This is a genomic window from Chitinophaga pinensis (genome assembly GCF_007896845.1).
Lineage (GTDB): Bacteria > Bacteroidota > Bacteroidia > Chitinophagales > Chitinophagaceae > Chitinophaga > Chitinophaga pinensis_C.
This window is the reverse complement of the sequence record NZ_VOHS01000012.1, coordinates 133,698-160,021: the sequence shown is the minus strand read 5'-3', so window position 1 is coordinate 160,021 and position 26,324 is coordinate 133,698. Positions and strand designations below refer to the sequence as shown.

Genomic DNA, 26,324 nt, shown 5'->3' with positions numbered 1-26,324 from the left:
GCAAGGTCAGACGTACTGCAAACTGTTTCTCTATCCATATATCAGACGGGTTGCTATCAGGGAATTACCTCCCTGTTCAAAGAAATTAGCGGTAATGCTATTACCGTGTACCAAGGATATTGCTCCATCCTTCGAGTAAGGTAGCTTCCCATTCGTTATCCGGTAATACATCCGGCAGAGTGCTATCGCTGGTATCTACAACTAATGCAGCCAGTGCTTTACGGTCCACTTTTCCGTTACCTGTCAGGGGCAAAGTATCTATTTGTACCCATGCAGCAGGGACCATATAGAACGGCAGACGTTCTTTGACAAAAGCTTTCAATACGGGAAGGGCTATATTTCCCTGTACAGTATAATAGCAAACCAGCATGTCTTTACCGGCACCATTCTTACGGGCCACTACTGCTACCTCACCCACAGCAGGGTGTTCTGCCAGCTGTGCTTCGATCTCTCCGGTTTCAATACGGTAGCCATTGATCTTTACCTGCTGATCTTTACGACCGAGGAATTCCAGTGTACCATCTTCTCTCCAGCGGCCAAGATCTCCGGTACGATACATTTTACCGAACCGGCTGATGATATCTTCAGAGAAACTTTGTGCAGTCAGGTCAGGCTGATTTACATATTTATCTGCCACACCCAGACCACCGATATAAATTTCACCTATGGCACCAGCGGGCACCAGACATTTATTTTCATCCAGTAAGTATACTTTCTGTTGCGGATAGCACGGCCAACAGGGATATTACCTGTTCCCGGTACTACCTTATGATAACAGGCACAAACAGTAGTTTCTGAAGGACCGTAAGTATTATAAATGTTTACGCCTTCTTTCATCAACTGGTCTATCTGTGTATATTTCAGTACTTCACCACCGCTTATCAGGACTCTCAATCCTGCCATTACACCTGCATATCTGTTCAGTTCTGCGATTACAGCAGGCGTGGTGCTGAGTATGGTCGCTTTACCGGTGTCAATCGCATACAGGATCGCTTCGATATCGCGGCCACCATCTCTTAAAATATGTATAGCAGCACCCTGACAAAGTGCAGGGAATACCTCTTCCAGCAGTGTATCAAAAGACAGTGCGGATTGCTGTATAACGATATCTGTATCTGTGATACCGAAATACACCACGACAGTCTGTGCGTAGTCATATAAGGCCAGTCTGTTCACAGATACGCCTTTAGGACGTCCGGTGGTACCGGAAGTATAGATCACATATGCTTCATCTGTATCACGTACAATCGTACCATGGTTATCAGTCGGATAATCGGTCAGTTGAGCCGATACCTCCTCCCATACCAGTTGCGTTGCATGACTGGTACTGAAATCATGTTCACAGGCGGCATCTGTCAGCAATAATTGCACACCACTGTCTGCAATCATGAACTGCAGACGATTGGTAGGATATTCCTGTTCCAGTGGCACATAAGAAGCGCCTGTTTTTAATATCGCCAGTATAGCGATCAGTGATTTGTCAGAACGCGGCAGACAAATACCCACTCTGTCACCATAGCCAATACCATGTGTTGCCTTCAGGAAATACGCCCATTTATTTACCTGCGCATTCAGTTCTTCATAAGAAATGTATTTCCCTTCAAATAATACAGCGGTGGCTTGCGGTGTTTGCAGGGCCATGCGCTCAAAGCGTCTGATGATATCATTCTCTACATAGATATGAGAGTAATAAAGATCATTATGACGTTTGGCCAGCAGCACTTTTTCTTCCGGAGCCAGTATTTGCAGGCTGTTCAGTCTTGTAGCCGGTGTTTCCAGTAATGCTTTCAAAAGCATTCTGAAATGACCAGGCCACCACGCCGCCTGAGAACGGGAGAATAAAGCTGTCCTGAAATCAATATGGCAGGTCAGTGAAGAGGCGTCTTCAATGAATTCAAAAGATAATGCAGCCAGTGAAGTCTCTGCAGGTAAATCTACCAGTTGTGCTTTTACATTACCAAAGTTATCGTAAGTGGTCAGGCCAAAGTTCTGGAATAGTACCAGCACGTCCATTGCCGGTGTTTCTATTGTACTTTCCTGTTTCATATCAGCCGGATACAGCTGATGTTCAAAGGCATCGAATATCTTTCCTGCGGTATAAGACAGCAGCCATCCAAGGCTATTATCTGCTGCAAAACGATTTCTGATCACCATGGTATTGATAAAGCAACCGGCAATACCTTCCAGTCCGGCTGACAGTCTGCCGCTGCTATCTGTACCAATGGCAATGTCTGTGCGACCAGTGAATTTATACAACCATGCACTGATCAAAGTAATCAGAGCTGCGAATACAGACACCTGTTGTTCTTTGCAATACGCCTGTAGTTGAGCATAAGTAGCTGCATCCAGTCCGAAAGAGATACGGCTGGCGGAGAAGTCTTTTCCATGCTGCTCCGTTGCCTGTGGTAACTGAAATAAGGCGGTCTGTTCAAAACCTGCATATTCCTGTAACCAGTATTGTTTATCTGCCAGATACTGTTTGCCTAACAACCACGATGCATACCAGTTGGTATATTCCCTGAAAGCGGTTGCCTGTGGCAGTAATACCTGCTCACCTAACAGCATTCTGTAAATAGCGGCCAGTTCATTTTTGATCAGCAACAATGTCCAGCCATCGCTGATAATGTGGTGCATCACCACGCATACCATACTCTTGCCGGGTGCTACTTTAAACAGACCGATACGCCACAGAGGGGCACTTTCAAGGTCAAAAGGCATGCGGCTGAAAGCCTTACATGCATCCTGTGAAGCAGCCAGCGGGTTGCCGGCTGCTGACAGATCATTGTATAGAAAGCTAACGGAAGCGTCTCTGTTAAAATACTGGCGGGGACCTGCATCTGTAAGACGGAAGAAGGAACGTAACACATCGTGTCTGCGGGCCAGTTCTGCGGATGCAGCTTCCAGTACATCAGGGCTGATATCGTCTTCTACCAGCAGTGTGTAGGAAATATTCAGTGGACTATTATCCGGCTGCAACATTTCCATCATAAAGAAGCGTTGCTGGGTCAGGGTAACGGTGTGTGCATCCTGCTCTCCGTATGGTAACAGACAGGTATTTATTTCCTGCTGAGGAGCAGCATGCAGGAATGCTTCCAATGCTGCAACAGTAGGGTGTTCGAAAAAGTCTTTAATTGTCAGTTTTCTGGACAGCTTTTCGCTGACAATGGCGATAAAGCGCATGATCAGCAGACTATTCAGACTGGCTTCCAGCATAGACTGATGATTATCCGTCAGCTGCTGGCCGCTTACTTCCTGCCATGCTGCGGTAATCATTGCCGCTGTTGCACCACCGGCAACCGGTGCAGGTGTGCTCAGTGCTTTTAATGCTTCCAGTGTCTCATCCCAGTGACCGGAGCGGAACTGTTCTATCAGACGGAAGTGCTGTACTTTACCGCTTGTGGTTTTAGGTACTTTCTTAATAGGTATAAAACTTTCCACACCAAGACCGGTTGCTTCCAGTATTCTTTTCTGAGCGGCAGCTGCCAGTTCTGCGAATGCTTCCAGTCCTCCTTTATGCAGGATGAACAAAACCAATGCGTCATTCTTCTCGTCAGCCTGTTTAATAGCGCATGCCACCACCTTTCCCAGTTCCATACCGGGAATGGTCTGTACAACTCTTTCTATATCGTGTGGATAATAATTCTGACCATTTACGATCATCATATTCTTTGCACGACCGGTGATCACGAGTCTTCTGTTATGTACAAAGCCAATATCACCGGTACGCAGCCAGCCATCCTTTGTATACAGCTGACGGGTAACATCTTCCTGCATGTAATAACCGGCTGTCACATTCAGACCTTTAATCTGGATATTACCGACAGTGTCATCACCGAGCCATTCATCTTTAGGACCGGCGATTCTTATATTACAATGATCTATGGGTAATCCTACTTCAACAAAACTAACAGCACTTTTATCGTGTGGATCCAGCTCGCGCACCTGATTACCAACACTGAGATTTTCTCTGTCGAGATAATAAACAGTGAGTTCATCACCCGGTATAGGTAATGTAACAGCTACGGAAGCTTCTGCCAGTCCATAACCGGGATAACATACTCTTTCCGGCAGACCATAAGGCGCCAGTGTATGCTGGAAGTTACGGCAGATAGCAGCGTCTATCGGTTCTGCACCGTTGTAGATGATCCTGATGGAAGAAAGGTCCATACCAATACTGGTGGCTTCTTCCCTTGAGAAAGCAGCCAGAAAATACTGGTAACCGAAGTTAGGGGAATACAGCTGTGATATCTTGTGCTGAGCCGCTTTGGATAACCACAGAGAGGGTCTTCTGATGAAGAGTGGCGTTGGCAACAGATACTGATCGATACCTGCAAAAAGAGATGACAGGTGAAAACAGATCATGCCCATATCATGCGTCAGGGGCATCCAGCTCAGACTTCTGTCCTGCGCTGTGGTGCCGGAACGCATAACGATATCGCGTGCGTTGTATAAAAGATTTTCGTGGGTCAGTATTACACCTTTGGGATTACCTGTAGAGCCGGAAGAATATTGAATATAGGCAATGTCTTTTCTGTTAACAACAGGCAGTTCAGCTGCACGCTGTTCACGTACAGTAATCGCATCAGGCGGTACACAGGCAGCTACCATGGCTGCATAGGTATCGGCGCCGGCCTGATCATCAGCAAATTCAGCCATCCTTTTCAGCTGATCAGCAGTTGTGATCAGAAAGGGGTGTCTGAGTGTGCGCCATACGGCAAACAGCTTGTGTTTATATTCTTCCTGTCCGCCGAAAGAAAGCGGCACCGGAATGATCTTACCAATGAGGCAGGCCCAGAATATAAGCAGGAAGGATTTGTTATCCTCTAACTGTATGATCAGTTCATCCCCTGCCTGTAAACCTGCATTGTGCAGGTTGTACAATACAAATTCGGCCTGCGCTTTCAGTTCTTTATAAGACAGGAATTCCTCTTTATCCTGACCGGCGATAAAAGTAATACCTGTACTTTTTCCGGCACTACTATCGAACAATATTTCAATCAGGGAATTGATGCTGCTGAAAGACATATCCTTAAAGTATAATTAGGTTATTGTTTATTATAATTGTTGCTGTTCTTCAAACGGGATCAGTACGTTGGCCGGCATATCAGCGATGATGCTTCTTTGCAGCATATGTACACGTACAAGTATTTTATCTTTTCCTTTGTATTGTATCACTTCGCAATTCAGACCACAAAGCGGACCTTCTTTAATTGTCATCTGTTGGCCGGGTGTAAAGCGTTCGCTGGATACTTCAAGGTTATTACCTGCTTTGGCGATGGTCCTTACAGCTTCAACAGCCGCGTCACTTACACGTGCTACTTCATTGCCGAAGCGCACATAACTGCAGGCGCTTTCCAGATTTGATCCGTAGTAGAATTCGTGCATATTGGTGAGGCGCACAAATACGTATGAGGGAAACAGTGGTACTTCCAGTACTTTGATCCTGTCGGTCCATCTTCTTCTTACTGTTGTATAGGGCAGGTATATCTGTATGTTTTTATCCGCCATTTCCTTAGCTACTCTGGCTTCCTGCCGGGGTCTTGTATAAAGGAGATACCAACCAACGTTAAATTTGGACATACAATGCGGTTTAAAGAGGTCATTTAAGAAATTGATACAGATTGCTAGTTCGGTTAACAGAAATTCCCCTGGGTTTACGGTTTTTATATTGTTATTACCGGCGGGGCACAGCTATCGCTACAAACAGTCCCAAATTGAATTTTTAAAGGAAACAGCGGGTACAGGACATAGCTATCGCTACGAATAGTCCCGATCTGTATGTTGAAAAGAAAATGAAGGGTATGGGACATAGCTATCGCTACAAAGTGTCCCAATGTGAATGTTCTACGAAAAATGAAGGGTCTGGGGCATAGCTATCGCTACAAAGAGTCCCCGATTGAATTTTAGGAAGAGAGATGGATGATCAGGAGTGGTGAGATCATTTCATTTCTCTGATGATACAAACTTAGAATGATTTTTTCCTCTTCTCAAAGTTGTTACACGAACAAGCTCATTCTAAGTACAAACTACTCATTATTCATAATAAAAACGCTTTACTCCAGTTCAACTCATGTTCAGATACGTAAGAGAGCAGCGTGAAAGCTACGCCTATAGCGCCTTCCAACACATCTCCTTCTTTACCTGCATAAATATGCTGGGGTAGTTCTTCTTCCAGCAGAATAATCGTACGTTCGATCCAGTACTCATATCCTTTACGATATTGATCCAGTCCTCTTTCATCGTACAGTGTTTTACAAAACTGTGCGAGACCTGCGGCGCCATGGCAAAATCCGGAGGAAATAACCATTGTCGCATTTTCATCCGTGCGCATCATACTCTGCACACCGATAAGGTCTGCCAGCATGAGGAGGTTATCGTCATTGAACAGTTTACCTGCGCGATACAGTAATAACACCTCGTTCAGATCACCGTAACACCATCCCATTCTGTTGGGAGCAGATATTTCACGGGCGTCTGATTTCATGATGAAAGGGAAAAACGAATATTCGTTAAGAGAGAAGTCTATGTCTATTTTATGCTTGAGTATAAAGTGTATGCCGCCAGTAATTATTTTTCTGATCAGCTCTTTGTGTACAGAATGCGCATACGCGTTGAGTAATATCAGCAATATGCCGCATTGACCATGTGACAGACCGAAACTGATCACGTCTTCGCCGTCAATTTTGATCTGGCTGTTTTTAAACCAGTATCCACCATCTTCTTCTACGGCGTTCAGGCAGATCTTTTCAATCAGATTATCAAGGTATACGGCTACCTGCGGACTGGTATGCATTCTTTCTGTGAAATAATGTACCACGCCCAGGGCGCCATGCAGAAAGTCGAAATTATCTGCGGCAATAAGGTCGAGGGCGGATCTGTACAGGAATTCATCGAGACTTTCCAGTTCGTCGTTTACTTCGAACTGCAGGAATCCCTGTAGGGACATTGCGTTCAGGGCATAACCAAAACCGGCGGCCCCACTACTGAGTGAGGCGCCCATTAAAGCGGGAACGCCCGCATTGATATTTGCAAAGACTTCTCCGATGAGATCTTCCGTCTTGCATTTCAATGCGGGCGCTTCAGTAACTTTATAAAGGTGGGAATAATAATAGATCAGACCCAGTTTCCCTTTCAGGAAAGTATCGTTTGTAGTACGATAATTTTCCAGGAGGAGATTTAATTTGTTAAGATGTTTCTGGGCGATTTGTTGCATTGTTCCTTAATCTTTATCTGCAACAAATTTACCTTTCTACACCGCCAAAGGGTAATTTACTACACCAAAGGGCTGATTCAAGGTACGTACATTTCAGCCCATCAGCTTGTCTTTCATGATGTCGTAAAAACCTGACTTATAAGTGTCTCCCAGCAGGATTTCAGCCTTTACATCCTTCAATACAACCATACTACCTTCGATGGCAATAATCTTGCTTAAAGACACGATAAATGACTTGTGCACCCGGTAAAAGTGCTTTTTGGGCAGTCTGCTTTCAAGATCTTTCATATTGAGCAGGGCCATTGTTTTTTGACCGGCATGATGAATGGCCACATAGTTTTTCATCCCTTCTATGTAGTCAATATCTTTGAGATTCACCTTCAGCATTTTGCCTTTAAATTCCGTTTTCAGGAAAATGTAGTCGTTTTCAATAGAAGACGCATCTTCTACCGGGGTTGCCGCCACTGAAGAGGTGACCATGTTCAATACCCGCTGTACGGCCTTCAGGAAACGGGGCATTGGAATAGGCTTCAGCAGGTAGTCCACTACCTCCAGATCAAAGCCTTCCGCCGCAAATTCGCTGTATGCGGTAGTCAGGATCACTTTACTTTTTCCCTGTATGGTTTTCGCAAAATCCAGTCCTGACATTTCAGGCATCTGGATATCCAGAAACACCAGGTCAATCTTCTGCATGTTTACGATCTGCAGGGCTTCAATGGCGTTAGTAGTTGATGTTACCAGCTGCAAAAACGGTATCTGACTGATATGATGTGTTAATACGTCAATGGCATGCTGTTCATCGTCTACTACTAAACAGTTAATCATAATACGAGGGTTTACGGATTATCAATGAGGAGATTATAATTGGCATAACCGGCATAGCCGTCTACGGCACCAGCTTTATCTGCAGTCGAAACAGCTTTTAGGGCTGCGGCCTGCTCAGTTCCCGGATGAATAGCCAATGACACGGTGTATGTATTGTCTTCATCTTTTATTTCGAGCAGGTATTTGTCTTTATATACTGCCGAGAGCCTTTTACGGATATTGTCCATACCAATACCGTGTGACAACTCTTTGGGGCCGCTTTTCTTTTTATTATGGGTGGAAAAGTGTACCATTCTGCCATCCTCACTTACCGTCAACCGAAAGATCACCGGGTGATCCGGATTATTAAGATCTCCGTGTTTAAATGCATTCTCCACCAGTGTGATAAGTACCAGCGGGATGATGCGGAGGTAACCGATATTGCCGGTAACATCAAATTGTACCTGCAGACGGTTACTAAAGCGGAGTTGATTGATCTTAATAACGTTTTGCAGGTGTTCCACTTCTTTGGAAAGTGGCACCATTCCGCTCTCGTCTTCACCACTGTTCAGCGAGTAGCGCATAATTTCACAGAGTGTGACAATGCCTTCTGCCAGTTCTCTGGAACATCCCAATGATTTCGCATAGAAGAAGTTCAGGGTATTATGCAGAAAATGCGGATTGATCTGCGCTCTCAGGAAGGCGTACTCGGCTTCCAGTTTTCCTCTTTCTGCCTGCATCTTTTTCAGTTCGCTTTCTCTCAGCTCTTTTTCTTTTGTAATGAGCCTTGCAGCGAAATAATATCCGAAAGCAAAAAAGGAATATCTGATAAAAGTCCATAAACCTGCAACGACAAAACTGCTCAGCTCAAAAGGCGGTACTTCTACATTGGGCAGCATCATCGGAAAGATAACGTCACCTATAAATGCAAAAAGCAGCAGGTAGGTAATAAAAAGCATCATCTCTGCTGCCAGCAGCAACAGGTATTTCTGTTTCCTTGCTGACAGTAGCTTCAGGTAAACGTAAATGCTACCATAGAAAACATAAATGCCGGGCAGCTGTGTAAGTACGACGTCTGCAAGGTCAAGCGCGTCTGTATGGGTAACGTAGATCTTATTCAGCGTGCCAAATGCGATGTATAGCAACCAGGCCCCTATGTGGAGTAACACTACCCTGTATTTCCTGTTTATCTGGAAATGCATCATATAAGGGTTATTTAGTTCTGACAAACTCTACCCAATCTACAACATTATCGGGAATTTCTACATCAGGTACAATGCCTTTGTTATCCAGCGGCTCTTCCGGCAATCTGTTGGTCCGGGAAGTAGCATAACGCAGGGTATACAATTGGCAGGGCATTGTTGTGGAAGCCACATCGAGATAATCGATGGCGCCCATACTGTGCCGTCCGTAGAGTTTCACCTTTTTGCTTTGCTTTGCTTTCAGCAACAGGATCTCTGCGGCACTGGCACTGCTTTCATTCACAATAAAGGAGATCGTTTTCGGATAAGGTAACACTGTTGGCATAGTGAGTGTGTCGTCTTTCCAGAGTTTATACATGCCCCCCTTGTTGGCCTGTAGTTCTTTCAATTCGTTTTTGAAAATCGTTTCCATGCTGTCAGAAATGTTGGGGTAGTCTGTAATGGAGTACAGGTCATTAATATTATCTTCGGTAGCCATCACAGACTGTCCTTTTGTGATAATAGGATTGGTATACAGATATGGCAGCAGTTTCTGGAAGCAGAGTACTGATCCGCCGGTATTATTCCTGAGATCCACGATCAGGTGTCTGATCTGACTGATAACCGCCCGGTTCTTTTCAATAAGGCTGTCGATCAGAGGCTTTGCCAATAAACTGAAACTTGGCATTACCAACAGGCAGGTTTGTTCATCCAGAGTACGGAAAAACGGATCATAATAATGGCCTCTTGACACTTCACCGCTGTTGTCTCCCGGGTATACTTTACGCCAGATGCCGGCCACTCCTGCATTAAGGGTGTGCCGGGCCAATGCCAGTATGGGCGTAATGGTATCATGATATTTATTATAGAAATACCGCATTCTGTAAGTCGTTCCGTGTTTACTGACCCGGGCTTTTACCTGTCCGGGTAGCCAGAACACACTATCCGCCCTCAGTATAATCCCCACAAACTCCTGCCCCTTCTTTTTTCTGTCCCGGATGAAGGCAATCTGATAGGCGTCGTCTTCATTTTGCCATATTCCTTCCAGTGAATCCAGTTTGTCTTTCTGGGTGTCCAGATAACGCATGAACTGGTCCCGGGAAATGGGTTGTGTCTCTGCATTTGAAAAAAGCGCTCTGATACGGATGCTGTCGCCGGGATTATCGCCCTTGATGGCGAGGGTCATATGGCGATCGTTAAAGTACTTTATCCAGCTTCTTAATACCGTCACGCAATTACGTTCATCTGTCCGGGCAGCTATCTGGCCAAGACTATCGGTATAGTGTACAAACAGGGAATGGTTGACCTGGGTCACTTTATCGGCATACCCGGCGTAATTCTTTTCCACCTTCGACACCATATGATTAAAATTATCTATACAACCACAGTTCTGGGCATTTAACTGTCTGGCAAACAAACAAAAGCAGATAGCGACTAGATACTTGGTTAATACTCGGTTACCCATTTATACTCCTTTAAGATAAAAAAAATACGGGAATCTCACTAGTACGAGGCCCGGAGTTATTAGCAAGGGGCACTGATATGTGAGTTTCCCGTAAACAATTTTTGGACGACAGTCCCTGAAACTATCAGAGTGTCAGCATAGCCGTTTCTCTGGTGTCGCACTGTGGACGACCGGAAACGTCTGTAGTATTCAAAATAATTCCGCCACCTCCCCAAAGGTTGTTCATTTTTTCAGCGTTCAGCTTGATAACAGTTACCTTGTTCAGTTTCAGCATTTGCTCTTTTTTGTCTGTAGTGTGTTCCATTTTGTTTAAGGTTTAGCAGTTAAGAAATAGTGCTGCGGTAAGGTTTGAAATATTAAGATTCGTGCGTGTTTCTGATTGTATAATAAAATTACCTTGTAAGCGCCTCCTCCGGAAAAATGCTACACGAAACGGCCGATTCTAAGTACCAAACTGCTTAATGCGGTCGGTTTCTGTTTCTTTTTCCGGTATCAGCGGGATTATTCCTCCCAGACAATAGTCTTTTTACGGGCCAAAGCAGACTGATAATAACGGGCCAGAAAGTCGTACATCACCATTTCCTGCTTACGGGAATAGGTAATCGTAGTGCGGTTGATCATCATATGAATGTAACTGCGTAACAGGTCTCTGATAGATATTTCCAGTTTACCGGCACTTTCCAGCATCAGAATATCATGAGCCACACCGGCAATATTCAGGGACTTTTCCCGGAGGATCTTCATCAGCGGCTGCAGACTATCCGACTGACTGGCATTCCGTTCCATAAAGCTGGCAATGGTTTGTCTGTTATTCCTGTATTTATTATCCAGCTGTTGCTTCATTTCCTTGCTCCAGCTAAATTCCTTCCGGAAATCATCCCGCAGGCCACTCAGCAGCTCATGTTTATCATGCAGGGAGAACATAAAACAGTCCAGCAGCTCATCCACGGCCCGGAGGCTCCAAAGCCATCTGATCTCTTCCCTCTGGTCTCCCCAGGTATTGTGTAATAGTTCTGCGAAGGCTACGCTATCATGATAGAACAGGGTTTCTGCCTGTTCGATGGTATTTGCACCATAACGGGTGATCTCACGGGAATAGGTATCCAGCTGTACTTTCCAGATGTAGCCTGCCGCAGTAAATGGTTGCAGACTGGCATGTATCTTCGCCGTCACCTCTCCTATTTTACTTACATCAGTAAGATGGAAGCGTACACGCAGATGAAAATCAGGGTCATTAAATCTTACAAAGAACCATTTATCGGTCAGCCCCTCATCTATCAGTTCTGCTCCAAGGGGTCTGAGTGCGTTTAAAAGGATCTTATCGGCTGATTTTACGCCACAATACAGTTTATAATACAACCAATCGCTCCCGGGGGTAAAATCGCGCTGTGCAGGCTCACTTACCATTTGTTGGGGTGCGGTGGTTCTGAGATGCGCATAAGAAGCTGTATTCTTTCCAAGGGTTGCTACCAACTGGTTGACAAAAGGTTGTCCGTTTTCATCGGTGATGCGTAAATGATTATTCAGGGATTCACGCAGATCAAACGTCTGTCTGCCTTTTACAGAACTCAGCCAGGCACTGACCATGCTCTGACAGGAGAAATCGATCATCAGTTCGTTATCACCATCAGCCAGTACTACTATCTGCGGCAGTTTCCAGCGTTCTCTGAACTGTTGCAGTTCTACACTCAGCTCTTCCCCGTTCAGGTTCAGCAGCTGTGTTATATCCTTTTGTGAGAACGTCCATCTGGCAAGATGCAGGATCGTGTTCCGGCAGGTTACTCTCGGGAAGAAACGGTATTTGGATTCCAGTGCGCCCCAGTGAAAGGACATACCACCTCTTTTATCCTGCAATTGTAAATCGCACAGGAAGCGATATACAGGCAGAGAGTTGTTGGTATAATTATGCGCGGTGCTCAGTCGTGGGATGATCTGTTTTCCCAGACGACGGGAGCGCATTACCACCCGGTTATTGCGAACGGAAATGTAGAGGTCCTGTAAATCGATTTGTTGCTCTTTATCCAGAGATGATTTCGCCAGATAAGGAATCTCATATCCTCTGAACACGGGATGCAATAAGATATTACCGGTACGGCTTTCAGGCAGGTGGATGATCTCTGCATATATAACCTCAGGATCCATGGCCTGTTCCTTTCCGGTAATATCACATACCAGTTTATTGATGGCATTATCTGCATAGGCAAAACGCCCGAGCAGATTTGCAGCACTGGAACCACCGGCACTTTCCAGATAGATGGCATTGTCCTTCTCATCTACAATCCTGAACATTACGGAGAAGGAAGGCGGCAGGTCATTCCAGTTGGCGGTGAAGTCTTCCACGTCTTCTTCATTAATTTCAATAGACTGACGGCCTTCTGCATACATATCGACCAGTTTGCCACTCAGCAGTTGTTCGAGGCCACCCCATGAAAAACGTACTTCATTCATTTTGCCGGGCAGACTAATATCATCCAGCAGCGGGGCGATATTCGTACTGCTGTTCTCTACATAACCGATACCGGTCTCTCCGTCCAGTACTTCCAGCAGGGGCATTTCCTGTTCTTCGTAACGTTCCCGGAAGCGTTGCATGAATGTTTCCAGATGCGGATTGGCTCTGTATTCGCTGAGCTTATTCATGACGGTCAGTGCATTCTGCAACTGATCCTGTACAGTTATATTGATACCATTACCAGCTACATGTTTCACCACATCTGTCTGGAACAGTTTGCTTTCGTCGTAAGCCACACCTAACATATCGAGCAACTGCATGATCTCGCGATAACGTTCAACACTATTGGTAGCAGCAGCATCCAGTTGTTGTAACAGGATTGCTACTTTGCTTAATACGGTGAGCAGGTCTTTTACTACAGCCGGATCCTTCAGTGCAATTCTTTCCAGCACTTCAATCACCTGTTGTAAAAATTCTTTTCCGGTGATGGCAGGTTCTATTTCACTTACGAGGATCTGTGCTTCTATCAGTTCATCTATGAAGATCCGGGCATCTTCTTCCGCGATATTATCGTCTGCCAGCCAGTTACACAGTTGGCTGATCGTTGCACCATTATAGGCGGCACTCACTACTTTATCAAGGTATTCGGAGGCGCTTACGGCACTGATCTGATGCAGGCGCATACCGCCTACATACAGAAACTCTGCATAGCGCAATTCATCGCCGATTGTATATACGCTGCTATTGGGCATATAAAGCAGGTGTTCTTTCACACCGGACATGTTAGCCAACTGTTGTGAAAGTGCGCAGAGATAGTGCATATCCAAACGGGTATGGCGGCTAAAGCTGCTGCTGCTGACAGTCACGGCGGTAGGGTTTTCACTCCACTCTGTTACGGCGCAACCGGAGAATAATCCGAATGGTGTACAACGTCTGCTCATACGGATCACATACTTTGTGAGTGAGCGGGTCAGTTTATCAATATCTTTTTTATTGGTGATACCTCCTTCTCTCCATTTGATACATTCGCTGTATAACACAGGTGAAGCCAGATAGATTGCTTCGAGGAATGCGTTATCATGCAGTAAAGCTGGCAGTTGATCATTCGTAGGAATTTGCATTAACGGGAATCTGGGCGTTCTTAGTACAAGGCGATTATCAAAAGAGTAAGGAGTGCTCATAATCAGATTGGGTTTTACTCGCTGGTATGTTTGTTGGTGCCTACTCTGTTCTGCAGCTTTTCGGCTTCCGCTGTATCAGGGTGTGGAATCATCCACCGATTCTACGCAGCTCTTTTTCGATACCTGTTTTACGGTTTACGGCTGCTTTGACTTGCTGGTTCCCGAACTTGTAACTGAATACCAGCTTAATAAAATGTGACTCTATTTTATCGACATGTGTCGCGATGACTCCGAAAGAGGCCACATCGTATGCGGCATTGAATGTATTGAAGATGTCTGTTACGTTAAATGTTAATCTCCCTGCTTTATGTAATATACTTTTGCTGATCCCTGCATTCACTGTATAACGGGCTTTCATACGGTATGTGGCCCATCGTACAGGCGAATACCAGTTAGCGCTCAACTCTCCTGCAAATCCACCCGGCAGTGTAAATGTATTTGCAGAGCTGGCATACACTCCTGCACCGGCATTATTGAGTTCAGCATAGCTTGTATATGTAAGTGTTGCTGCAGTGGTTGTCTGCCATTTGTTACCCAGCAATCCTTTTGACCAGCTGAGGCTTGCACTTGCAGTGGCTGCTCCTTTCAGATTGGCGAAAGTACTGATCACCACATTGCCTGTATCTTTTCTGTATACGTCTGTGAGTACCTGTGTATAGTGTTGGTAGCTCAGTGTGGCAAACAATTCATTACGATAAGTATATGATAGTTCGAATGTATGACCAATAGAAGGCCTGATATCAGGATTGCCCTGATAGTAAAAATACTGGCTGACATAAGTCAGGAACGGATTGACAATACTGAAGCTGAAACGCTCGATATTTTTTCTGTAAGCAAAACCATACTGATGATTGCCGCTCTGACCATACACCAATGAAAATGATGGAAAAATATTAAACTGACTACGTTTACTGATCTGGCGCATTGTTACAGATTCACCCTGCATGGTGGCGTATTCCGCGCGCAGTCCGGCTCTCAGTTCCCATTGTCTGATAGTACGCTGGTAATCGAGGTATCCTGCATGAATATTTTCCCTGTAAATAAAGTGGTTTGTTTTTCCACTATCTATCTGCCATGTTTTTCCGGTTTGTTGTTCCCATAGTACATTATTATCTGTAAGCGTGGCAGTTGTTTTAACGCCTGCTTCGAGTTTTCCTTTTTGGAGTGGCTGTGAATAATCCAACGCCAGCGACTGAATTGTATTGTCTGATGGTGAATTATCTCTTAGCAGCCAGGGATTTTGTAAAGTGCGATTGTTTGTTTGGAAATACGTTGTAGTGTAGTCATCCTTCCACGCTTTGTTGTAGTTAAAATAGTCGGCATTCACAGTTAGCTGTTTGCCTGCGGTATCCAGATTTATTTTATACCAGGCGTTCACAGCAGGATTTAACACACGAAGATGACCAGTGGTGGCTACAACAGATAATGCATCCTCTTTTTCTGATCGTGTATCCATTACACGATCTCTGTAGATCAGCAGGCCTTTGAACATAATTCCGGCGCTGCTGCGCTTATTAACATCAAAATCTATTCCTCCTTTAAAAGAATGATTATAACGTACCCTTGTTTCGTAACTATTTTGCGCAATCGTTGTTTTATTGTCAGCATAGCGGTCTGAGCATAAATCATAGTACTGCTTATTATACAAATAATCATAACTACCATATACATTCATCTTTTCATTGCGGTAGTTCAGTGCCAGTCCGCCGTTATATCTGCCATATCTCCCCATTCCTGTTCCGGCAGTCAGTACCCCATTCAGTCCGTATCGTTTATTTTTTACGGTTATAATATTTATCACGGCTGCACCTGCGGCATCATAGCGGGCAGAAGGGTTTGTGATCAGTTCTAGTCTCTCTATACTTCCGGCCGGCATTGCGCTCAACCATCCCTTCAACGCATCCCCGGATAAGCGGCTATCCTTGCCATCTACCAATACCGTTACCTTTTTCCCATACAGCTCATATTGTCCATTTCCTCTTTCAACTACACCGGGTGCTAATGTCAATACCTGTAGTGCATCTCCGCCGGCAGCGATTTTACTGTCTGCGATATTTAATGATATTTTCCCTGTTTTCATTGTCACTACAGGAGCAGCGGCATTCACTGTAAAGGCCTGCAGATCGTGTCTGCGTAATGTATCAGCCTGCTGCGCTTTAGTTGCCTGATAGTATAGGGTTATGATGATTACATAGAGGGCTTTGTATTTCATATAGTCGGGTTAATCCTGTCAGCCTTCCGCACATAACGACGATGAAACAAACTTAGTGCAGGGAGCGGGATGAGAGAATTGAAATACACGAATGAGGATTTTCGAAGGACGAAAAGGGAATTGGGGAGTAAGGTATTCCAATATAGCTGTAAACAGCAAAAGCCGCCTCTTCCGTGGCGGCTTTTGCTGTTTATAAGATTATAGTTATGCGTTTAGTATAACCTTGGCGGCACTGATTTCAGACAACCGTTCCTTCCTTTTAATATCTCTCCTTACCTTTCTCGCCTGTTCATTGATAAATTCTCTTATTGCAGATGCCTCCGGACCGCTCTCTATATAAGATTGTCCATTTTCTTTCAGACGTGCTATGATTTGCGCTGTTTTATTTATGCGAATAGTCATTATTAAAATCCATTTAAATTTCTTGTATAAATATTAAACTTTCCTAAAGATAAATCATTCTTTACCAATTCTCTGCTTTGAGAATCGGGATAACAAAACAACTCTTTATATCCTCCAAAGATTAAAGCTTTATAACTTTCTATGTTAGGCTCCGTTGCGTCAAGAATAAAAAGTCCATGTGCTAATTTTGTTTTACATCTGACTTATCGGAAATCTCCCCTACCCAAATAAATTTGGGCATTAGTATTTCCAGAATAATCTCTTTAATATCTGGTTGAAAACTCGTATCCCGAACCAGAGAATCTTTATATGACCGACTAGAAGTCATAAATACCCTTATAAATATTTCTGTACCTTTTTGAATTGGGTATTCTCTTTTTAATAATAGCGTTTTTATATGCTCTTTGGCCTGAACAGCGTCCAAATACATTTTAGGATACATTGGCACTATAAAATGATCAACCTTACACGCCGCCCAGGCTCGGTCGTTATAATGTTGAGCTGGAGAGTCAAATAACTGCAATTGATATGGAGACATATTATCATCTACAAAAACAAACTGACGCTCAATATCATCATTGTCAAATAACTTAATCTCTTTTTGCTGAATAATTGCGTTCAGGCGGGGATCAGCTTCTATTGAGACGGGCAATTTATCGATTTGATCCTCGGCAGTAGGAGTATGTCCTATAACGACCATTGCGTGTGCTATATTCGCATTATTATCTATCGTAGCAATAAGCGGCAATCCACTTTCCACGTAAGTAGAAAACAAACGTCTGAATGCATCCTTTCCAAAATGCATCTTTGAATATATTTTTGTCGCAAACCCAAACTCTCTTAGCGCAAAACTAATCTGTTCAATCTGTAATCCTTCTGAAGGTATCTGCCGAACATTTGATCTGTCTTTTGTTACTTGAATAATTGCTGATGGTGGCGATGGCTTATACTCGGGATATTTAGAAGAAAAATATTCCATAATGGCCCATATCGCGGTTTCAGCACAGCTGATCATTTCAGTATCCTGAGAAGAATGAGGAAAACCAAATGCAGTAAGTTCAACGCCATTAACAGTTGCCGGATAGGAAGATAACACACTAAGAAATCCACTTTCTTTGAAAGCTTTAGGATTAATAACAGATCTCCCGATTACATATGGAATCGTTGGTCGCAATACCATAAAACCCCAATAATGTTGCTGCAAATTTTTTAACTTATCATTCTCCCTAAAGTCCTCTTCCTGAATTGGATTTTCAAAAAGGATACCTTAATACAATTCTTATTATAGTCTCCCAACTTAGTTGAGTAATAAGAATAATAGCTATCCCTATATACCCGGTCCACATAAGGCGACTCAATAACAAAATGTGTTGTTGGCAGAAATTTGTCAAAATAGTCAACCAATACGTCGTCATATATTGACGCCGCAATTTCATCTGAGATTAACCATTCTTCTTTAAACAATGAGAGCAGATCTGCTCGTAAATCTTTGAGATCACAAATAATGGTGGTGTTTGTCATTACTAAAATTTCATAAGATAAATTTTAAAGCAAAGCACGTTACACGCAATTTAAATCAATAAATTATATCACGTGAATAAAAAAACACATTGAAAATAATTTTCTTGATAATAGAATCTCCGTTTCAACATGACCTGATAATTGTACATATCATCGATTTTCCTTCCTTTCGATAAATCAGACAACTATTCAACGTAATTCACGATTGCCTTCTCCTGCTCTCCTGACTAGCTTTGCATTATCATCAGGGAAAGGCTTGCCTGACCTTCACTTTAAACGACAACACATGAAAAAAACGATGCTATTGTTTGCTGCTGTTATGGGAATGATGCTCTCTGTGCAGGCGCAGCAAAACCCGACACTGATCATTCACAATGCGGACATTATTACACTGGATGATGCGCAACCACAGGCACAGGCGATTGCCATTGCCAATGACAGGATCATTGCAGTAGGCAACAATGCTGATATTCTCCGGCTAAAAACGACAAATACGAAAGTGATCAGCGCAAACGGACGTACCATTATTCCCGGATTGTATGATTCGCATCTGCATGTTATCAGAGCAGGCAGATTTTATAATACCGAATTGAGATGGGATGGCGTGAAGTCATTAAAAAGGGCCTTACAGATGCTGAAAGAGCAGGCGGAGAGAACACCCAAAGGTCAGTGGGTAAGAGTGGTCGGTGGCTGGAATGAATACCAGTTTGAAGAAAAACGGCTGCCGACATTGGAAGAGATCAATGCAGCAACTGGTAATACACCGGCATTCATCTTATACCTCTATGCGCATGCCTATCTGAACAAAGCAGGTATTGAGGCATTACATATCGATGAACAGACGCCTAACCCTGCCGGCGGACTGATACAGAAAAATGCCGAAGGACAACCTACCGGCTTGCTGGTGGCTGAACCCAATGCCTATATCCTCTATTCAACACTGGCTAAATTACCTGAGTTGACACCTGCTGAAAAGGTAATTCCACCCTCGGCTTTATGACAGAGATGAACAGACTGGGGGTTACCAGTGTAATGGATGCAGGCGGTGGATTCCAGAACTTCCCGGATGATTATGGCATCACTGACTCGCTGTTTAAGCTGGGACAATTGACGGTTCGCCTGCCCTACTATCTGTTTGCGCAGAAAGCAGGTTCGGAATTACAGGATTATCAGAAATGGATCAGTATGGTGGATATAGAGCACCAGCACGGGCAGGAAGCTGAAACGGAATACTTTGTTGAAGGTGGTGGAGAAAATCTGGTTGCCACCGGCGGAGATTTCGAGAACTTTAATAAACCACGCCCGGACCTTGCACCTGTTATGGAGCAACAACTGAAAGAAGTATTGACGGTACTGGTAAAAAACAGATGGCCGTTCCGTTTGCATGCCACATATAATGAGTCCATCACCCGGTTTCTTAATGTGATTGAAGAAGTCAATAAAGAAAATCCATTAAATGGATTGTCATGGTTCTTCGATCATGCGGAAACCGTATCCGAAGAAAATCTGAGACGTATTAAAGCACTAAATGGCGGTATATCAATCCAGCACCGCATGGCTTTTCAGGGAGAGAATTTCGTGGCCCGTTATGGCAAACAGGCTGCCCGTAATACCCCTCCGATCCGTCAGATGCTGGATATGGGACTGAAAGTAGGCGCAGGTACTGACGGTACCAGAGTTGCGAGTTATAATCCATGGGTGGCCTTATATTGGCTTTCTACCGGTAAAACCATCGGCGGACATGACTACACTGCCAATGAAAACAAACTGGATCGTCTTACCGCATTGAAACTATATACACAGGGTAGCGCCAGTCTTATTAATCAGCAGGGCGACAAAGGTACCCTGAAAGCAGGTTATCTCGCAGATCTGGCTGTATTGAGCGATGATTATCTGAAAACAGATGCCGCAAAAATCAGGGATATCCATTCACTGCTGACTATTCTGGACGGAAAGATCGTGTATGGTGAAGGCGAATTCAGAGCTGTCGCACCAGCGCAGCCAAAAGCTATTCCGGCATGGTCTCCGGTGAATTTTTACGGTGGATATCAGTATAAGTAATACTTCTACCATTAAAACCACACCATATCGCTATTACACCGCTATTTCTTCGTTCCGGAACGGAGAAATAGCGGTGTAGTAACGGTTTAATACCGGTACTAAGCAGATTTAAACGAAGGAAATGTCTAAGAACGGAAGCTTTGTGCGGTAATCTTCGTATGCTTTTTAAAGAAATTTGAAAAATGGGCCAGATCATCAAATCCGAGAGTATAGCCAATATCATAAACAGGCCAATCTGTCCTTTTTAGCAGGATCTTGGCCTCCTGTATCACCCGGTCACTGATGATGTCTGTCGTTGTACGACCTGTTTTAGTTTTCAGTACTTTATTGAGGTGATTGACATGCACTGCGAGGCGATCGGCATAGTCTTTTGCGGTACGTAGTTCCAGTCGCTGATGCTGCGATTCCAAAGGAAATTGTCTTTCCAGTAACTCCGTAAACAAAGAAGAAATCCGGTCGGCTGCATTCTGCGGAGTAGTCAATACAGACATGGGTTGCAACTTTTGTCCATAATGAATGACTTCCAGCAGCAGATTGCGCAACAGGTCATATTTGTACGCATAATCACCGGCAATTTCCCGCAGCATTTTACGGAAAATATATTCGAGTTCAGTAACTGCTTCCGGCGTCAGCCTGAACACCGGTAATGCCCCCGGTTTAAAGATAGGCAGTTCATCCAGCACGACGCCTGCATTATTCTTTGAGAGAAAATCTGTCGTGAAAATACAGAATAACCCTTTCTGATCATCTTCAGGCACCCAGTGATAAGGAATTCTTGGTGTAGCAAAGAGCAATGCACTGTCTTCAATCTCAATCACCTTATCTGCGTACTCAGCTCTGCTGCGCCCCAATATCAGACTGATCTTATAATAATCTCTCCGGCTGTAAGGCATAATACGGTTACCCGTCTTTCTGTCGTACAGTTTTTCGGCTTCAAAAACATTAAAATGTCCTATCTCCTTTTCGAGGCCGTCAGGAAGATCAGCGGTTGCCCGTTGGTAAAAATTGTCTAAGGAGGTATTCTCGATCATGTTATGCTGCTAAAACAAAATACGAAAGTGAAACTAATAGTTACCAGCAACTGGTATTATCAAAGGTACCATGTTTGTGAGATCTGCAAAATTCAATCTGTTACCGGTAATCATTCCCTTTTTGGAGATCTGACTCCGCCATCGTAATATTGCGATATAGAAGCGAGTGAAACGGATCTATTGACCAAAGCGCAAAATGAGGCTACTTTGCGGGAGACAAAGCAGGTGTATGCAGTGCAGGTGTAGAAACGCATGGCGTAAATCCGCAAGCAATCACTGTTAGGCAGAAAGATGGTATAGATATATCCCGACATACCTCCAATAATGTCAGTGAATACTGCCATAGCTGTCCGTCTCTTCCTTCTTATACGCTGCAACTCCATCATAATTTCCCGGATCCTGCGAAAGCAACAGGCACTTCTGAAGAAATAATGGATGTGTTCCGCAGTATACGGGATGAGCTCAAAGCATATGCAGGCGTCTTTGCAGGTCAGTATCTCTAACAATCAGGCAAAGCCTGGGTTTAAAGCAGTAAGTATGGAAAAGGTATACGATGTTATAGTGATTGGCGGAGGACAAAGTGCACTGGCGGTAGCTTATTATCTGCGAAGGACCACACTGAATTATATAATACTTGATCAGGAGGCAAAGCCCGGAGGGGCATGGCAGCATACCTGGGACTCATTGACACTCTTCTCTCCTGCTTTATGGAGCTCGCTTCCCGGTGTTATCATGCCAGGTGGGAATAACTATTATCCTACGAGGGACGAGACGATCGATTACCTGCGCAACTATGAAGCACGGTATAATTTCCCGATACAGAGACCCGTCACGGTTTCCGCCGTCCGCAGAGAAGAAAACAGCTTTATCCTGTCAACGGATAAAGGGGACTATAAAGCGCGGGCCGTCATCAGTGCGACCGGCTCTTATGTAAACCCTTACATACCTGTCATTCCAGACAGGGAGCTTTACAAAGGAACAGTGTTACATTCCGCTCAATATAAAAACCCTACAGTCTTTGCCGGCAAAAAGGTGGCTGTTGTCGGAGAAGGTAATTCCGGCGCCCAGATCCTCGCAGAGGTATCCAAAGTGGCCAGTACACTATGGATTGTACAGGAAGCCCCTTCCTTTCTTTCCGGGGAAATAGACGGCCGGTATCTTTTTGACGTTGCGACGATGGTCTATAAAGCAAAGCAGGAAGGGCGGACTTATCAGGCGCCTGCTTTGGGGCATATTGTGCAGGTGCCCGCTGTAAAAGAGGGGATTGAACGGAATATTTATCACTCCCTGCCAGCGTTTGATTACTTTACGGAAAAGGGTATTGGCTGGAACGGCGGACAGGAAACAGCTGTTGATGCAGTTATCTTCTGTACCGGCTTCTCTCCTGCTTTACAGCACCTGACCCCTTTAAATGCTACCCGTGAAGACGGCAGGATCCATACCAATGAAACCATTGCTATGGACGTTCCCGGCCTCTGGCTGGTTGGCTATGGCCAATGGACAGGCTTTGCATCCGCAACGCTGATTGGTGTGGGGAGAACGGCTAAAAAAACGGTGGAGGAAATCCTGCTCTATCTGCAATAAACAATATTGACCTGTACAACAAAGTAAATTGACCTGTGCAACAAAGTGCCGGGACGGTCTGCTATCTACCTTTGTGTTGTAAACAAAAACAAAAGGTTATGCAAAAAGTATGGTTTATAACAGGTAGCGCAAGAGGTTTAGGCAGAAGCCTGACAGCAGCAGTATTAGCAAAAGGTGATCTCGTGGCAGCAACAGCCAGAAATCCTTCACAATTAGATGAATTCGTTCAGCAATATGGCGATCATATATTCCCCGTTCAACTGGACGTCACAGACTATACACAGGTACGCAAGGCAGTGGAAGATACCATTGCACGTTTTGGCAGAATTGATGTACTGGTAAATAATGCCGGTTTCGGTATCATTGGTGCAGCAGAAGCATTTACAGACGAACAGGTACGTAGTCAGTTAGAAACAAATCTGTATGCACCGATAGAAATTACAAGAGTTGTGTTACCTTATATGCGTAAACAACGTTCCGGCAGGATCCTGCAGATCAGCTCTATCGGTGGTCGTATCACCAGCAATGGTCTGACCATGTACCAAAGCGCTAAATGGGGACTCTCCGGTTTCGCAGACGGTCTTGCCAAAGAAGTAGATGCACTGGGTATTAAAGTGACCGCCGTAGAACCGGGTGGCTTCCGTACTGACTGGGCCGGCGATTCAATGACCTATGCAGAAAGTGTTGAAGGATATGAAACCACGATTGGTCAGCGCACAGAGATCTTCAAAACCGGTAAATTTGTGCCTAAAGGCGATCCTGACAAAGCAGCGGCAGTATTGGTTAATCTGGCAGATCATCCAACACCTCCTGTACACCTCGTGTTAGGTAGTGATGCTACCGGATTACTGCAACAGGTAAATGCAGCAAGACAGGCAGAATTTGAGCAATGGTTGTCAGTGAGTGAGTCAACTGATGCAGCCGACAACAAATAATTCAAACTATCCGCATAGCTGTTGCCATGACAGCTATGCTTTTTTACTTTTTAATCCGGCAATATATGAGTGATAGTAAACCATTAAAGCAGATCAGTTATTCCTGCTATCATACAAAAACAAAAGAAGGAGAACAGTTTGTTGCTGAACATGTATTCAGTTACCAGATAGCAGGTACGCTCATCATGAATGATGGTGAAAGGGAATATCAATTCAATGAGGGAGAATTCCGGTTCAGTAAAAGAAATACACTCATCAAATTTACCAAACACCCGCCTGCCAACGGGGATTATAAAAACGTATCCATTTTCCTTGATCAGCAGACATTGAGAAGCTTTGGTGCGGAGTATGGTTATACATCAGACAAACATGTACAAACTGTGCCGCTTTTCGCCTTACGTCCGCATGCGCTGTTAAAGAACTACATGGATTCTTTACAACCCTATGATCAATTATTACAGTCTGGCAATGAAGTATTACTATCCTTAAAAGTAAAAGAGGCCATCGCGATACTCGTACAGACAAATCCGCAGTTAAAAGATATTCTGTTCGATCTCAGCGAACCCGGTAAAATAGATCTGGAAGGGTTTATGAACAAGAATTTTCATTTCAATGTATCACTGGACAGATTCGCTTATCTGACAGGCAGAAGTCTGTCTACGTTTAAACGCGATTTCGAAAAAACCTTTAATACCCCTCCGGGAAAATGGCTCCAACAGAAGAGATTACAGGAAGCCTATTACCGGATAAAAGAAAAAGGTGTTGCTCCTTCCGATGTCTATATTGATGTTGGATTTGAAGACCTTTCCCACTTTTCCTATGCCTTTAAAAAGATGTACGGACAGGCACCCAGCAGGATATAAATACCTGTCCGGCCCTTAGCGGCGGACAGGCAGACACGGATACGCTTTTAGTGTGCAGATCCCAGATCACGGTCTTCATCTCCACCACTCAACAAACGGGATAATTCGCTGCAATAGGTGATCTTTCCGTTTGCGATATGAAACTCGGCTATCAGGTGTGTCCGGACTATTTCTCCATTGGGTTTGGTAGCTGTTACGATATGATTGGTAAACACCACATTCCCTTCCTCAATAACCGTATTATATAAAAATTCAAGCCGGGTAGTCCGCTGTTTTACCATGGCCATATGTGCCACAAACTGTTCATAGTTCAACTCCTTTCCATCTACCAGCTGACGATAAGACGGATCAAAATAGCGGGCAATCATTTCTTCATTAAATGCCGGATCTATTAATACCTTGCTGAATGCTTCTTTTACAAGCGCTTTATAGTTATTCATGCGTTCTTTGGTTTTGTCAGACAAAGTACGCGCGAATCCTCTGCTGTTAAGGTGGACAAAACCGGGTAATGTGTATACGATGACGTGTAATTGCCTGTCAGGTATTTGCTGTGTGCCTGTATTCCTCCCTGAATTGCTGCGGAGATACACCTGTTTCTTTTTTAAATATACGTGTGAAGTATCTGTAGTCTTCATAGCCCAGTTGCCACGCTATTTCATCGATGTTCAATGCTGTATGAAATAGCTGACGTTTTGCTTCTGTGACAACTGTTTCCCGGATCCAGTGTGAAACTGATTTTCCTGTAGCTGCCTTTACGGCTTCATTGAGATAATCAGTAGTAATATGCAGCATATCTGCATAAGCCGCAGGGCTTTTTATTGTTCTGAAATGTTGTATCAGGAGGGACACAAATTGTCGGCCGATATCGATGGCTCTTATACTGCTATGACTATTATTATTCTTCTCTTTATAATATACGGATGCAAATATGCTAAGGCAACTTTCTGTGAGATGCCTGATATGATTATCATAAAAATGCAGGTCATTCCTGCATTGCATCGTATCCTGCATCAGCAGCAGGGTCTGTTTTAAGAGGGAAGATATTGTATCCGTCAATGACATTGGCTGAATATTTCCCATGGCCGGATGAAAAGAGACTGGTACTGCTCATTGATCAGGTGACGGTTGATGGCGACCAGAAAAACTGCCGACTGTTGACTGGATAATCCATAGTGAATCTGTCCGGGCAAAATGATGAAAGCAGCAGGTCCTTCAAAACTCAGTTCCTGAAAATCAACGAACAACCCGGACCGGCCTCTTTCCTGATATACCAACAGATAAAAATCATCCCGGTGAACGAGTTGAAGATAATTCCTGTCAGTAATTGTTTCATCGAAATAACGCATGAAAATTCCCTCATGCTCAAGCTGCGGAATTGTATGCGTGGGAATACCAGTTAATGGCTTCATTATTATGCTATTA

At 44.2% G+C, this 26,324-nt stretch carries 21 protein-coding genes; 5 read left to right on the top strand and 16 right to left on the bottom strand.

Features of this window, described 5'->3' with window-relative positions; genetic code table 11:
• Positions 1-100 precede the first annotated feature (100 nt).
• The 12 genes from FEF09_RS14605 to FEF09_RS14550 form a co-directional block, all read right to left on the bottom strand.
• The gene (locus FEF09_RS14605; RefSeq protein ID WP_146305802.1) at positions 101-682 is read right to left on the bottom strand and encodes an AMP-binding enzyme; all 582 of its coding nucleotides are present in this window, start codon (positions 680-682) and stop codon (positions 101-103) included.
• Complete coding sequence (locus tag FEF09_RS14600; RefSeq protein ID WP_146305801.1) at positions 664-5,025, bottom strand: AMP-binding protein; 4,362 nt, start codon at positions 5,023-5,025, stop codon at positions 664-666. The genes FEF09_RS14605 and FEF09_RS14600 overlap by 19 nt, the downstream gene beginning before the upstream one ends.
• A gap of 30 nt (positions 5,026-5,055) precedes the next feature.
• Complete coding sequence (locus tag FEF09_RS14595; protein ID WP_146305800.1) at positions 5,056-5,580, bottom strand: transcription termination/antitermination protein NusG; 525 nt, start codon at positions 5,578-5,580, stop codon at positions 5,056-5,058.
• Between the two features lie 457 nt (positions 5,581-6,037).
• Positions 6,038-7,213: a lanthionine synthetase C family protein gene (locus FEF09_RS14590; protein ID WP_146305799.1), complete on the bottom strand. Its 1,176-nt coding sequence runs from the start codon at positions 7,211-7,213 to the stop codon at positions 6,038-6,040.
• A gap of 93 nt (positions 7,214-7,306) precedes the next feature.
• Complete coding sequence (locus tag FEF09_RS14585) at positions 7,307-8,038, bottom strand: LytR/AlgR family response regulator transcription factor (protein WP_146305798.1); 732 nt, start codon at positions 8,036-8,038, stop codon at positions 7,307-7,309.
• 11 nt (positions 8,039-8,049) lie between these two features.
• Positions 8,050-9,222 carry a sensor histidine kinase gene (locus FEF09_RS14580; protein ID WP_146305797.1) on the bottom strand — a complete coding sequence of 391 codons (1,173 nt, stop codon included), beginning with the start codon at positions 9,220-9,222 and terminating at the stop codon, positions 8,050-8,052.
• A gap of 7 nt (positions 9,223-9,229) precedes the next feature.
• Positions 9,230-10,558: a S41 family peptidase gene (locus tag FEF09_RS14575; RefSeq protein ID WP_186774347.1), complete on the bottom strand. Its 1,329-nt coding sequence runs from the start codon at positions 10,556-10,558 to the stop codon at positions 9,230-9,232.
• 229 nt (positions 10,559-10,787) lie between these two features.
• Entirely contained in the window at positions 10,788-10,967 is a 180-nt protein-coding gene (locus FEF09_RS14570) for a hypothetical protein (RefSeq protein ID WP_089814510.1), read from the bottom strand.
• A 197-nt stretch (positions 10,968-11,164) separates the two neighbouring features.
• Positions 11,165-14,293: a lantibiotic dehydratase gene (locus FEF09_RS14565; protein WP_146305795.1), complete on the bottom strand. Its 3,129-nt coding sequence runs from the start codon at positions 14,291-14,293 to the stop codon at positions 11,165-11,167.
• An 88-nt stretch (positions 14,294-14,381) separates the two neighbouring features.
• On the bottom strand, positions 14,382-16,505 hold the full coding sequence (locus tag FEF09_RS14560) for an outer membrane beta-barrel family protein (RefSeq protein ID WP_146305794.1): 2,124 nt from the start codon (positions 16,503-16,505) through the stop codon (positions 14,382-14,384).
• 204 nt (positions 16,506-16,709) lie between these two features.
• The gene (locus FEF09_RS14555; RefSeq protein WP_146305793.1) at positions 16,710-16,907 is read right to left on the bottom strand and encodes a hypothetical protein; all 198 of its coding nucleotides are present in this window, start codon (positions 16,905-16,907) and stop codon (positions 16,710-16,712) included.
• A 181-nt stretch (positions 16,908-17,088) separates the two neighbouring features.
• The gene (locus FEF09_RS14550) at positions 17,089-18,111 is read right to left on the bottom strand and encodes a hypothetical protein (protein WP_146305792.1); all 1,023 of its coding nucleotides are present in this window, start codon (positions 18,109-18,111) and stop codon (positions 17,089-17,091) included.
• A gap of 603 nt (positions 18,112-18,714) precedes the next feature.
• Between FEF09_RS14550 and FEF09_RS31460 the strand changes: the two genes are divergently transcribed.
• Positions 18,715-19,428 (top strand): amidohydrolase family protein, encoded by a 714-nt coding sequence (locus tag FEF09_RS31460; protein ID WP_222596978.1) that lies wholly within the window; start codon positions 18,715-18,717, stop codon positions 19,426-19,428.
• Positions 19,425-20,489: an amidohydrolase family protein gene (locus tag FEF09_RS31455; protein ID WP_222596977.1), complete on the top strand. Its 1,065-nt coding sequence runs from the start codon at positions 19,425-19,427 to the stop codon at positions 20,487-20,489. Before FEF09_RS31460 ends, FEF09_RS31455 begins: the two co-directional genes overlap by 4 nt.
• Positions 20,490-20,614: 125 nt before the next feature.
• On the opposite strand, the gene FEF09_RS14540 is transcribed toward FEF09_RS31455, so the two are convergent.
• On the bottom strand, positions 20,615-21,520 hold the full coding sequence (locus FEF09_RS14540; RefSeq protein ID WP_146305791.1) for a helix-turn-helix domain-containing protein: 906 nt from the start codon (positions 21,518-21,520) through the stop codon (positions 20,615-20,617).
• Positions 21,521-22,057: 537 nt separating this feature from the next.
• Between FEF09_RS14540 and FEF09_RS14530 the strand changes: the two genes are divergently transcribed.
• The 3 genes from FEF09_RS14530 (at position 22,058) to FEF09_RS14520 (ending at position 24,902) form a co-directional block, all read left to right on the top strand.
• Entirely contained in the window at positions 22,058-23,104 is a 1,047-nt protein-coding gene (locus FEF09_RS14530; protein WP_146305790.1) for an ArsO family NAD(P)H-dependent flavin-containing monooxygenase, read from the top strand.
• A 98-nt stretch (positions 23,105-23,202) separates the two neighbouring features.
• The gene (locus FEF09_RS14525) at positions 23,203-24,039 is read left to right on the top strand and encodes an SDR family NAD(P)-dependent oxidoreductase (RefSeq protein WP_146305789.1); all 837 of its coding nucleotides are present in this window, start codon (positions 23,203-23,205) and stop codon (positions 24,037-24,039) included.
• A 65-nt stretch (positions 24,040-24,104) separates the two neighbouring features.
• On the top strand, positions 24,105-24,902 hold the full coding sequence (locus tag FEF09_RS14520) for a helix-turn-helix domain-containing protein (RefSeq protein WP_146305788.1): 798 nt from the start codon (positions 24,105-24,107) through the stop codon (positions 24,900-24,902).
• A gap of 47 nt (positions 24,903-24,949) precedes the next feature.
• Here the strand turns inward: FEF09_RS14520 and FEF09_RS14515 are convergent, their stop codons facing one another.
• From FEF09_RS14515 to FEF09_RS14505, 3 genes are all read right to left on the bottom strand, one after another.
• Positions 24,950-25,342, bottom strand: a complete 393-nt coding sequence (locus tag FEF09_RS14515; RefSeq protein WP_146305787.1) for a nuclear transport factor 2 family protein — start codon at positions 25,340-25,342, stop codon at positions 24,950-24,952.
• 97 nt (positions 25,343-25,439) lie between these two features.
• A complete protein-coding gene (locus FEF09_RS14510) occupies positions 25,440-25,964 on the bottom strand; it encodes a helix-turn-helix domain-containing protein (RefSeq protein ID WP_186774346.1) in 525 nt (174 codons plus the stop codon).
• On the bottom strand, positions 25,955-26,311 hold the full coding sequence (locus FEF09_RS14505) for a hypothetical protein (RefSeq protein WP_146305785.1): 357 nt from the start codon (positions 26,309-26,311) through the stop codon (positions 25,955-25,957). The genes FEF09_RS14510 and FEF09_RS14505 overlap by 10 nt, the downstream gene beginning before the upstream one ends.
• Positions 26,312-26,324 lie beyond the last annotated feature (13 nt).